This window comes from Vagococcus luciliae, from assembly GCF_024637875.1.
Taxonomy (GTDB): domain Bacteria; phylum Bacillota; class Bacilli; order Lactobacillales; family Vagococcaceae; genus Vagococcus; species Vagococcus luciliae.
Genome location: NZ_CP102451.1, coordinates 215277 through 227731, shown reverse-complemented (window position 1 = coordinate 227731; position 12455 = coordinate 215277). Strand labels below are relative to the sequence as shown.

The window sequence follows — 12455 nt, the reverse complement described above, 5'->3', positions numbered from 1 at the left end:
AATAATTGACAATTATCTCGTCATGTAAGATAATTTAATTAACTTAATATGAGGGAATGAATGTCTCCCACAGTTCGTTATAGATACTGAAACCGCAAAAAATGCTAATGACTTCTACATATCTTATTTAGGTGTGTAGGAGTCATTTTTTTAGGAGGAAAAAATGAAAGAGTTAATTAAAAAGCAAATCATTTTAATGATTAGTAGTGTTATTATTGGGTTAATAGTTGGTGGATTAGACACTTTTTTTGGCAAAATATTGATTTGGTTATCCACTATTAGGGTGGAATATTTTTATCAGCTTATACCATTTTTAGCCTTTTCTGGTATGATTTTTATGCATTTGTTTATGAAGTATGGTAAAGAAAGTTATAAAGGTATGTCTCTTGTTTTTGAAGCAGGGCATGAAACAAGACAGGAGATTACATTGAGATTGATTCCTTTTGTTATGATTGGAACATGGATGACGCATCTATTTGGTGGAAGTGCGGGTAGAGAAGGTGTCGCTGTTCAACTTGGGGCAACAGTGTCGAGTTGGTTTGGGCGACTTATAAAACAAGAGGAGTTAAAAAGTCATTTTATTATTATAGGGATTGCAGCAGGTTTTGCTGGATTATTTAGAACCCCTATTGCGGCAACTTTTTTTGCGCTGGAAGTTTTAGTAGTAGGAACATTACGTCATGATGTACTATTTCCTACGTTGATTGGGGCTTTTGTAGCTAGTCAGACATCAAAACAATTAGGCTTGGAAAAATTTCAGGTTCTATTAACGACAAAATTAGACATTGATTTATCGTTATTTATTATTTTAATTTTATTAGGAGTATTATTTGGGTTAACTGGTCTATTATTTGTCGGACTTTTAGAGCATACTAAAGGGTACTTGAGCAAATTAATTAAAAATCCTGTTATTAAAATAGGAATAGGTGGGGTAATTTTAAGTGTATTATTGATGCTATTGGGACAAGGTAGATACTCTGGCTTAGGAACAAATCTTATCGAGATGTCATTTACTAGTCAAACAGTTCATTATTATGATTGGTTGTTAAAGCTGTTATTGACTGTTTTAACCTTATCAGTCGGATTTCTAGGCGGGGAAGTCACACCATTATTTTCTATTGGGGCGACATTAGGTGTTGTCTTGGGTCAATTACTTGGGTTACCAATAGAACTGACCGCAGCATTGGGATATGCGAGTGTTTTTGGTAGTGCAACGAATACCCTTTTTGCCCCTATTTTTATTGGAGGAGAAGTATTTGGTTTTAGTTACTTACCTTTCTTTGTTATTGTCTGCGTGACATCATTTGTGTGTGCAAAAGGAAAAAGCATTTACCCTTTACAAAAATATAATTAAGAAAGTTATTAAAAAATGTGAGACAGACTTCTATTTTTTAATGTATAATATTTATATAGTTGTTGATTAATTTATCATAGGAGAAATATCATGAATAAAAAATGGAAAAAAATATTATTACTATGGGGCGTATTGGTGAGTGTTACAGCTTGTGGGAAAAGTGGTAACTTTGATCAATCAATGCAAAAAACAAGAGAAGCAATTGTGGAGAAGAAATTTGAACAAGCTGAAGGATTTGTAGAAATGGCTTTGGAAAGCAAACCGAAAGATGAAGAAGCAAAAAACTATCAAAGTCAATTAAAACTTTACATTAATGCGCTGGATAAAAAAGAAAAGAAAGAATACGACGAAGCCAAGGCTAGTTTAGATGCTGTTATAAAAATTGAACATGGATCTGATAAATTAGTAGAGTATGCTAAAAAAGAAAAAACAGAAATATCTAAGATGAAAAAAGAAGCCGAAAAAGATGACAGTAAAAAAGAGGAAAAAACAACAGAGAGTTCTGATAAAAAAGAAGAAGCATCAAATACTGTATGGAATGATAGTAAAAGAGATAGTCTAAGAGGATTTATGGCACAATTCAGTAATAAAATGGGACAAGATTACAAAGAATATAGCAAAACAAGTAGTGTGGATTTATATGGCGTTAATGTCCCAGGAGATATCTTTAGTGGAGAATGGACAATGGCAATTAATAATCAACCCGTAAAAGTGGAATGGTCAGAAACTGGAGAAGGTAGTTCAGCGTACCAATTAGTAGCTGTATATTCAGATGCTGACACACAACCTTACCTTCAGAAACATGTGTATTTCTTTATTATTGAAAATGGGCAACCAAAAGTTTATGTGACACAACAAAATCAAGGAAATAATGAAAATTACCTTCACTTTAGTGAAACACAAAATTCAGATATTAAAGCAGGATTTAGTCAGATTGTTGGAGGAGAACAAATTTCCAATAATGCAGAGAAATCTTTTGATATAGCTAGTTTTGATGATGCTAAAAAGTATCTTTTAAATAATAGAGAATCTTGGAGTTACGCTACTCAAGATAAAAATGCATCCAATATCGAGGTAATTAGTGTCAATGAAAATAATAAAGAGCAGCATAAAGATGGAAATGGTAACTATTATTCAGTAGTGATTCAAACAAATGATGACGATGGAAGTACTACTGGAGGAGGAAAACAATTTAGAGTGTATACAGATGGACGTATTTACCAACGAGTAGGAATGCATGACTTCAGTCAAGTATATCCGTAAAGAGAATCGTATTTTATTATAAAAGTATGTTATAATGTATGTAATATGAAAAATATTTATTAAGCGAAATTTGGAATATTTTAATGAAATTTATTCAAACTGGCGTAGCTATAGGGCTACAAGGACGCAATAGAGGTTTGGGATTGTGTCGTTTAAATGAGAAGTAAACCTAAATGTAGTAAATAGTCACTCACAACTTTAAAACTTAAATATTGATTAGTTAGATAGCCTGTTTTCCCATAAGGAAGACAGGCTATCGTTCATTATATAGGGAGAGGTGTAGTTCATTATATAGGGAGAGGTGTAGAAATGTACACTAAACAACTACATTATGATGGAGTAGAGGAAGGTTATTTTCCTTACAACTTACCCTTTATAAAAAATATAAATAATATATCTTTTACTCATCAAGTAACCTTAATTACCGGAGAAAACGGTGTTGGAAAATCAACTTTTCTTGAAACGATTGCTGAATTATTAAGGTTAAATTTAGAAGGTAGGTCAAAGAATAATCAGTTTATTACCCAAGAAACGCAATCTGATTTGGCAAGGAATTGTCGATTGGTACGTTATGCAGCTTATCCTAAAGATTATTATTTTTATCGGGCAGAGTCATTCTATAATTTAACGACAGACTTAGATAATCTGGATGTTTCAAATGATTTGTTTAATCGCCCATTGCATTCTTTTTCTCGAGGTCAATCGATTAAAGCTCTTATACAAGAACGATTTTTTGGTCATGGAATTTATCTTTTTGATGAACCTGAGACAGGATTATCACTACAATCACAACTAGAGCTAATGGTAATGATGAATGATTTAGTGAAATAGGATTCACAGTTTATTATTTGCACACATTCTCTAATACTCATGATGTTTCCAAAAGTGGATATTTTAGAAATAACAAAAGAAGGTATTAAGAAGATACCTTTAGATAACTCTCAAATAATCGAACAGTGGGGTATGGTATTTAGTCGAAAAAGTCATTTTTTTAATCAGCTATTTGATTCTTAGCTAATAGATTTTACCATCAGCGTGCATCTTCCCACGCTGATTTTTTGTTGTGTTTGATTGGTAATTTCTGCTTGCCAAACTTGTGTTGTTTTTCCGATATGATCAGGGATAGCTACAATGGTTAATGTATCATCTTTGACAGCACTTTTAAGGTGATTGACTTGAATATCAAGTCCCACAGCAACTTGCTTGGTTGTGTCTATTGACTCATTTGCTCCAATACTTGTTGCTGTTTCAATCAAAATAGCATTCATCCCACCGTGCATTAAGCCAAAAGGTTGTAAGTGTTTTTCATCAATTACCATAGTTAAGGTGACCTTTTCTTTTGAAACGTCTTTGATTTTAATATCTAAATAATCTAAAGCATTCATTTGTTATCAGTCCTTTGATTTTAGTAGCTAGATTATAACATTGCGAAGTATTTTATAAAAGTTTATTAGTAATAAGCATCAATTCTACTATTTCAGATAAGATTGTGTATAATTGGTGAGTAGAAAATTAAGGGGGAACTTTATAAAATGTATGATTGGAAAACAATTAAAGAATATGATGAGATTTTATTTACACAACATGGGAAAATAGCTAAAATTAGCATTAACCGTCCACATGTACACAATGCATTTACACCTAAAACTGTGTTTGAATTAATAGATGCGTTTACAATTAGTCGTGACATGACTGATATAAGAGTGATTATTTTAACTGGTGAAGGAGATTTAGCTTTCTGTTCTGGTGGCGATCAAAAAGTTCGTGGTCATGGTGGTTATGTAGGAGAAGACCAAATCCCTCGTTTAAATGTCTTAGATTTACAACGATTAATTCGTGTCATTCCAAAACCGGTTATTGCCATGGTTAAAGGTTGGTCAATTGGTGGAGGGAATGTCTTACAATTAGTGTGTGACTTAACCATTGCAGCAGATAATGCTATGTTTGGTCAAACTGGGCCAAATGTTGGTAGTTTTGATGGTGGTTATGGTTCTGGTTATTTAGCACGTGTGATTGGTCATAAAAAAGCAAAAGAAGTGTGGTTTATGACAAAACAGTACACAGCTGAAGAAGCATTAGATATGGGATGGATTAATACAATTGCGCCATTAGATAAAGTAGAAGACGTGACTATGGAGTGGGCAGAAGAGCTATTAACCAAAAGTCCAATTGCTTTACGTATGATTAAAGCTGCGATGAATGCTGATACAGATGGATTAGCTGGTATTCAACAATTGGCAGGAGATGCGACACTGTTATATTACACAATGGATGAAGCAAAAGAAGGACGCGATTCATTTAAAGAAAAACGCGACCCTGACTTCGATCAATTTCCAAAATTCCCTTAAATGAGTGATTGATATGTTACCATGGTTAAAAAAACAAGTAGAAACGAACCCTAAAAAAGTAGGGTTATATACTAACAGTCAATTTTGGACAATTCAAGAAATAGCTAATGAAGTGGATAAATGGGCAAAAAAAGTGATGGTGTTTTTACCAGAAAAAGAAAAACGTGTGGCTATTTTGAGTCAAAATTCAAGTGAGCTATATTTTTTGATTTTAGCATTATGGACATTGAATAAAGAAATAGTTTTTTTAAATACGCATTTAGTAGCTGATGAATTATCTTTTCAATTGAGTGATTCAGAGGTTAACACAGTATTTGTATCAGATAGTTTATTAGATAAATCATTGCGTCATTGCCAAGTCATTTCTTTTTCAGAGATAAAAAATCAAGATCAAATTCAGAGCATCCCAACGACTAAATTTTGTTTGGATAATACGGCGTCTATTATGTACACGTCAGGGACAACAGGAAAACCAAAAGGCGTTATCCAAACTTTTCGTAATCATCAAGCAAGTAGTTTAAGCACACAAAAAAATATGCAGATTACATCTGATGATGTTTGGGCATGTGCAGTACCTTTATTTCATATTAGTGGGCTATCTATTCTGATTCGTCAACTGGTATTAGGTTGTAGTATTTATCTTTTCGAAAAATTTGATGCACGTCAATTGACCAATCAATTACAAATGGGAAATGTCACTGTTGCCTCTGTTGTGAATGTCATGTTAAAACAACTGCTAGCTAATTACCCCAGACAAGGCTATTCTGATCAATTCAAATGCCTATTAGTGGGTGGAGGACCTGTCTCAAAAGAGATGTTACAAGAGTGTTTTACAAAAAGCATTCCTGTTATTCAATCATTTGGCATGACAGAAACTTGCTCACAAGTAATTGCTTTAAGTTATCAGGATGCTTTAAATAAAATCGGTTCATCAGGTGTTCCATTAGAGGGGATTGCGCTCATGATTAGACAAGGTGAAAAAGATTGTCAGCCATTAGAAGTGGGTGAGATTTTATTATCTGGTGAAAATATCAGCACAAGGTATTTGAATCAACCAGTTAAATCTAATTGGACAAAAGATGGCTATTTTAAAACAGGTGATTTAGGCTACTTAGATAGTGATGGGTATTTGTATGTTGTGAGTCGACTGAGTGAGTTAATTATTTCAGGTGGTGAGAACATTTATCCAGCTGAGATTGAACATTGTATCGAAAAAATACCTGGAGTAGTAGAAGTGGCTGTTGTCGGGGAGGAAGACGAGTATTGGGGGGAAGTTCCTGTTGCTTATCTTGTGACAGAAAATAAAATAGACTCATCATTTTTAGACCAAGTATGTCAACAATCCTTAGCAAAATATAAATGTCCTAAAAAATATTATGTTATCGATGCCCTTCCACGAACAGCTAGTGGAAAAGTGGCTAAGAAATTATTATTAAACAAGTAAAAGAAGCACTATGTTTTTTAACATAGTCTGCTTCTTTTACTTGTATTAAAGGAGTTCACATTATGTTTTTTTTATTACCAAATCAGTTACGTCAATTAGACATAAATACACCAACCTTAATTAGTTGGGTATTTGAATTGACAGATGTGTCACATGATTTAGTTGATTATTTTTATTTAGCAGAAGCATGTGAGACACGCTACTTTTGGCGGACACCAGATGCTTCTTTTTCATTAGTGGGAATTGAGGCATGTCAAACTTATTTCTCTAAAACTTATGAAGAGATGGCACTTTATCAGCAAATATTACAACAAAGTACTGTTACTAATAGATCAGTACTTGGAACAGGTCCAGTGATATTAGGTGGATTTCCATTTGATGACTCTGTTAATAGTCAAAAAGTATGGAATCAATTAGGAAATGGGTACTTATTTTTACCTAAAATAATGCTAACAGAAACACACCATGGACAATTTTTAACAATTAATGTAGTGGCTGAGTCAAGGAGTGATTTAGAGGATAAATGGCAAGAAGTAACTTTTTTATGGCAAGAAGTAGTAAATAAAAAAATAGCATCAACATCTAGTGACGCATCAGTTGAAATGACTGAAGTATCTGTTCCAGAATGGCTAACCACAGTTGAACAGGCCATTGATGAAATCAAGTCAGATAGTCCGATTAAAAAAATTGTTTTAGCAAGAGAATTAAAAATAGAATCAGAATCACCAATTTCTGTTAATGTGGTGTTAAAAAATAGTTTAGCCCAACAAGAAAATACTTATTTTTTTGCATTAGAATTAAATGACGTCGCTTTTGTTGGGGCAACACCGGAACGATTATTGTCATTATCTGAGGGAGTCGTGTCAACTGCCTGTGTGGCAGGATCTATTCCTCGAGGAGAGACGACAGTAGAGGATGATAAATTAGGTAAACAATTATTAGAGGATATGAAAAATCAGTCTGAACATAATATTGTGGTCGATGCTATTGAAAAAGAAATGAAAACTATCACGACAACATTATCTGAAAAAGGTCAACCATCATTGTTGAAAAATCGAGACATTCAACATTTATTTTTTCCATTTAGTGGTCAAAAAAAAGCAGATGTTTCCTTTTTTCAAGCGATAAAGACATTACATCCTACACCTGCTTTGGGTGGAGAACCCAAAGAATTGACGACAAAATGGATTAAAGAATATGAACCAGGTTGTCGTGGGCTTTATGGTTCCCCCATTGGTTGGTACGCTGTCATGGCAGAAGAGGGCGAGGCTGCAGTAGGAATTCGCTCGGCTCTTATCAGACAGAATGAAGCTCTTTTGTATGCGGGATGTGGGATTGTCTCAGATTCTGTTCCAACTGAAGAACTAAACGAAACACGTGTGAAATTTCAACCAATGCTGCGAGCAATAGGAGGAAAAAAAAGTGTCACATCAAAGTAGTATGACCAATTATATTAATGCACTAATTCAAGGGTTGATTGATGGAGGAGTGAAACAAGCAGTTATTAGTCCTGGCTCACGATCAACTCCTGTTTCTATTTTGCTGCATCAATGCTCAGAGATAACAACGTATATTGATGTAGATGAAAGGTCTGCGGGATTTTTTGCTTTAGGGTTAAGTAAAGCTTATCAAGAACCGGTTGCTCTAGTTTGTACATCCGGAACAGCTGCGGCTAATTATTTACCAGCCATTTCAGAAGCAAACCAATCAAATTTACCTTTAGTTGTGTTAACGACTGATCGCCCACATGAGTTACGAAATAGTGGTGCTCCTCAAACAATGAATCAACTGAATTTATATGGGGCACAAGTCAAACTGTTTGTCGAGCTTGCTTTGGCAGAGGATTCCAAAGAGATGTATCAATATGCTTACACGCAAGGAGTGAAGTCGACAACCTTATCACAGGTGTTGCCTATGGGACCAGTTCATCTTAATATCCCATTACGTGAGCCACTTTTACCAGATAACCTTTTACCTCGACCAACTGTTAAACAGGTCAATACATTCATTGGTAAAACTGAATTATCATCTGAAATAATCGACACACTGTCAGACGAATGGTCAAATAAAAAAGGCGTCTTCGTTGTAGGGCCTTCATTTAACCAAGAAGCGATTAATTTATTAATAGATGTGTCAGAAAAATTAGGATGGCCGATTTTAGCTGATCCATTGGCAAATATTCGCACGTTTGGACGAAGAAGTGAAACAATCTCTCCTTATTATGACACGTACTTACGTTACATGAAAAAAGAGATAACACCTGATGTGATTGTTCGTTTTGGAAAATCACCTGTTTCTAAGCCATTGAATCAATGGTTATCTAGTTTTACTGGTGCTTATTATTTGGTTGAGTCACAAACTGAATGGCTAGATTCATCTAAAATGATGACAACATTGATTGCGTCAGATGTGGTCTCTTTATTGTTTCAGTTATTGTCTAAAGAGTTAGTTGCAACAGACAAGCAGTGGTTAGAACGATTTAAAACATTAGATGCACTTGTATTAGAGACTATGACGAAACAAGATGAGACGTTTTTAAGTGAAGCGATGATTATACAAACTGTTTATCAAACAATGACAGAAAATGAGCAATTATTTGTTTCAAATAGTATGCCGATTCGAGATTTGGATACCTATCTTCCGGTAACGGATACACGATTTTCGATTTATGGTAATCGTGGTGTGAACGGTATTGATGGGGTAACGTCAACCGCTCTAGGTTTAGCAGCAAGAAACAAAGAGATGAATACACGTTTACTAATCGGAGACTTGGCTTGTTTTCATGATACAACTGGATTAGCTATGGCAAAAAAATACCAGTTACCTGTGACTGTTATTTTAGTCAATAATGATGGTGGTGGTATTTTTTCAATGCTGTCACAAAAAGAATTACCTAAAGATTTGTTTGATGATTTATTTGCAACCTCAACAGGTGTGACATTTGAACATGTCGCCCATATGTATGACATTGAGTATGTTTCAATAAATGCTATTAATCAGTTGCAAGATGAATTAAGTAAAAAATCGACTAAGCCGAGATTTATTGAAGTATTTACCAATAGAGAAGAAAACGCGGATATGAGACGTCAATTTCAGGAACAAGTAAAAAAAGCGATTGAGCGTGATTTTTTATGCTAATGGACGTCAAAGGTGTGACGTATTTTATCCATTATTTAACGGAGTTTAATCCGTCACGTCCTACGCTTGTTTGCCTTCATGGTTTTACGGGAACATCAGCTACATTTGATTGTTTAAACAAAGCTAGATTGTCTCATAATATTATCGCGATTGATTTGATAGGTCATGGTGATACGAGTGTGTTTGTTCATCCTTATCGATACACAACGGCCTCTCAACTGTCTGATTTGGATTGGATAATCTCTGTGTTAAATTTAGAGAAAATTGATTTATTAGGTTATTCAATGGGGGGACGGTTAGCGTTATCTTATGCGATAAAACATTCCACAAAAATTAATCAGTTAATATTAGAAAGTTCTTCTCCAGGTTTATCTGGATATGATGAAAGAAAAAAAAGACGTGCATCGGATAATCATTTAGCATGCTTACTAATTGATTATGGGATTGAGAATTTTGTTGATTTTTGGGGAAACATCCCATTATTTGAAACTCAAAAAAAACTTCCAGTACTGACTCAAGAAACAATAAGAAACGAACGACTGTCTCAAAGTCCATATGGACTAGCGATGAGTTTACGCTATTTTGGTACAGGAATTCAGCCACCATTATGGGATAAGTTGTCTTTATTAAATGGTGTACCTGTTGCCTTATTAGTGGGAGAGTATGATAAAAAATTTGTCTCATTGGCTAATCAAATGGCTGAAAAAATAAGTAGGAGTCGTGTGATAACTTTTTCAAAAAGTGGTCACTGTATTCATCTTGAAAAGCCAAATGAATTTGCTGAAACGATAAGAGATATCTTAATAAGTGAGGGACCATAATGAACATCACAAAAATTGAAAGCTATCGCATAAAATTACCATTACTTTCTCCATTTAAAACAAGTTACGGTTATCTAACACATAAAGCTATGGATATTTTAGTCGTGACGGATGAATTTGGCAATCAAGGGTTTGGTGAGCTTGTCGCATTTGAACAACCAGATTATACAGAAGAGACATTAGAAACAGCTCGTCTTGTGTTAAAACATCATTTACTTCCTTTAGTAATAAACAAAAACATACATCATCCAAATGACGTATTCTCTTTATTATCTGTTGTTCGTGGAAATTGGATGGCAAAATCAGCCATTGAAACAGCTATTTGGGACATGTATGCAAAACGACAGCAAATGAGTTTAGCAAAATTATGTCATAGTCAATCCTCTAATATAGAAGTTGGGGTGAGTATTGGCATTCAAAAATCTATTTCTGACTTATTAGCTGTCGTATCAGAGTATGTTGATGAAGGGTATCGACGCATTAAATTAAAAATAGCTCCCAATCAAGATATTTCATTTGTTAAAGCAGTTAGAGAAGCTTTTCCTAATATTTTGTTAATGGTTGATGCCAATTCAGCATACACATTAAAAGATGTATCTATTTTTAAAGAATTAGATTGTTATGAGTTATCAATGATTGAGCAGCCGTTTGGTTATTCGGATTTTTTAGAACATGCAACATTACAAAAACAAATTAAGACACCAATTTGTTTAGATGAAAACATTCGTAGTGTGGAAGATGTCACATTGGCTCATCATCTGGGAAGTTTAGGAGCAGTTAATTTAAAAATTTCGCGAGTAGGTGGTATTTTTCAAGCGCAAAAAATAGTTGATTACTGTAAAGAACAAGGATTAATGCTGTGGTGTGGTGGGATGTTTGAATCAGGCGTAGGGAGAGCGTTAAATATCGCGTTTGCATCACAACAAGGATTTAATTTTCCAGGAGATATTTCAGCATCAAATCGCTATTTTGAAGAAGATATTATAAATGAGGTTTTTGTGTTAGAAGATGGACGGATTTCAGTTCCTAACAAAGAGGGGATAGGAGTCAGTTTAAATGAAGAGATGCTGAGTAAATATGGGACACATCAGTTTATTTACGAAAAGTAATGAAAACAACAACAGTTAAGTTGTTGTTTTTTGTTTTTTTAAAGTATTTTATGTTATTTTTATATAAGATGACTATTTTTTGTCTATTAGTGAATATTTTTTAATCAGTCTTAAGTCGGGGAATAAATCGCCCTCTAGTTCAATAGATAGAGAGGGATTTTTAGTTTAATCTATGTATAGTCATAATAAAGAACAATTACTGGAAGTTAGTATAGGAGGATATATATGAAATCAGTTGTAAGTGTGAAAGATTTAAAAAAAGTATATGGAAAAAATAATGAGAAACAAACAACTGCTTTAGACGGTGTAACGTTTGATGTAGAAGAAGGTGAGTTCATTGGCATTATGGGAGCTTCTGGTTCAGGAAAATCAACCTTATTAAATATTTTATCAACATTGGATAAACCAACAAATGGTTCTGTAAAAATCGCTAGTGAAGATGTGACAACATTAAAAGGAAATAAATTAGCAGATTTTCGTGCAAAAAAAATTGGGTTTATTTTTCAAGATTTCAATTTACTTGAAACCATGACAGCAGCTGAAAATATCGCCATTCCTTTATCATTACAAAGTGTTAAACCTAAAATGATTAAAAAGAAAACCAATCATGTGGCAAATCGTTTAGGAATTAATGAGATTTTAGAAAAATATCCTACAGCATTATCAGGAGGACAAAAACAACGTGTCGCTGCAGCGAGAGCACTAGTCACTGAACCACGTATTTTATTAGCAGATGAGCCAACGGGTGCATTGGATTCTAAAAGTGCAAAAGATTTGCTTGATATGATGGATGAGTTGAATTATGAGGACAATGTGTCTGTTTTAATGGTAACGCATGATCCGTTCTCAGCTAGCTACTGTAAACGTATTTTATTTATAAAAGACGGTGTCATTCATCAAGAATTGAGACGTGAAGGAAAATCACGTGATGAATTTTACCGAGAAATATTAGTTTCTTTAGGTAATTTAGAACAATAG

The 12455-nt window shown here is 34.0% G+C and carries 11 protein-coding genes and 1 riboswitch; of the genes, 10 read left to right on the top strand and 1 reads right to left on the bottom strand.

Annotated elements, in window-relative coordinates:
• Positions 1-43 precede the first annotated feature (43 nt).
• Positions 44-124, top strand: a riboswitch (Fluoride riboswitch).
• Between the two features lie 39 nt (positions 125-163).
• From G314FT_RS01250 to G314FT_RS01240, 3 genes are all read left to right on the top strand, one after another.
• A complete protein-coding gene (locus G314FT_RS01250; protein ID WP_257701742.1) occupies positions 164-1354 on the top strand; it encodes a chloride channel protein in 1191 nt (396 codons plus the stop codon).
• 90 nt (positions 1355-1444) lie between these two features.
• Positions 1445-2617, top strand: coding sequence for a DUF4767 domain-containing protein (locus G314FT_RS01245; RefSeq protein WP_257701741.1), 1173 nt, complete (start codon positions 1445-1447; stop codon positions 2615-2617).
• Between the two features lie 309 nt (positions 2618-2926).
• On the top strand, positions 2927-3448 hold the full coding sequence (locus G314FT_RS01240) for an ATP-binding cassette domain-containing protein (protein ID WP_257701740.1): 522 nt from the start codon (positions 2927-2929) through the stop codon (positions 3446-3448).
• Between the two features lie 179 nt (positions 3449-3627).
• Here the strand turns inward: G314FT_RS01240 and G314FT_RS01235 are convergent, their stop codons facing one another.
• The gene (locus tag G314FT_RS01235) at positions 3628-4002 is read right to left on the bottom strand and encodes a PaaI family thioesterase (protein ID WP_257701739.1); all 375 of its coding nucleotides are present in this window, start codon (positions 4000-4002) and stop codon (positions 3628-3630) included.
• A gap of 147 nt (positions 4003-4149) precedes the next feature.
• On the opposite strand from G314FT_RS01235, the gene menB reads away from it, so the two are divergent.
• From menB to G314FT_RS01200, 7 genes are all read left to right on the top strand, one after another.
• Positions 4150-4965 (top strand): 1,4-dihydroxy-2-naphthoyl-CoA synthase, encoded by an 816-nt coding sequence (gene menB / locus G314FT_RS01230; protein ID WP_257701738.1) that lies wholly within the window; start codon positions 4150-4152, stop codon positions 4963-4965.
• A gap of 13 nt (positions 4966-4978) precedes the next feature.
• Positions 4979-6409 (top strand): o-succinylbenzoate--CoA ligase, encoded by a 1431-nt coding sequence (locus G314FT_RS01225; RefSeq protein WP_257701737.1) that lies wholly within the window; start codon positions 4979-4981, stop codon positions 6407-6409.
• Between the two features lie 62 nt (positions 6410-6471).
• On the top strand, positions 6472-7848 hold the full coding sequence (locus G314FT_RS01220; RefSeq protein WP_257701736.1) for an isochorismate synthase: 1377 nt from the start codon (positions 6472-6474) through the stop codon (positions 7846-7848).
• Complete coding sequence (gene menD / locus G314FT_RS01215) at positions 7832-9547, top strand: 2-succinyl-5-enolpyruvyl-6-hydroxy-3-cyclohexene-1-carboxylic-acid synthase (RefSeq protein ID WP_257701735.1); 1716 nt, start codon at positions 7832-7834, stop codon at positions 9545-9547. The genes G314FT_RS01220 and menD overlap by 17 nt, the downstream gene beginning before the upstream one ends.
• 14 nt (positions 9548-9561) lie before the next feature.
• On the top strand, positions 9562-10368 hold the full coding sequence (gene menH / locus G314FT_RS01210) for a 2-succinyl-6-hydroxy-2,4-cyclohexadiene-1-carboxylate synthase (RefSeq protein ID WP_257701734.1): 807 nt from the start codon (positions 9562-9564) through the stop codon (positions 10366-10368).
• Positions 10368-11477, top strand: a complete 1110-nt coding sequence (menC, locus tag G314FT_RS01205; RefSeq protein ID WP_257701733.1) for an o-succinylbenzoate synthase — start codon at positions 10368-10370, stop codon at positions 11475-11477. The genes menH and menC overlap by 1 nt, the downstream gene beginning before the upstream one ends.
• Before the next feature lie 225 nt (positions 11478-11702).
• Complete coding sequence (locus G314FT_RS01200; protein ID WP_257701732.1) at positions 11703-12455, top strand: ABC transporter ATP-binding protein; 753 nt, start codon at positions 11703-11705, stop codon at positions 12453-12455.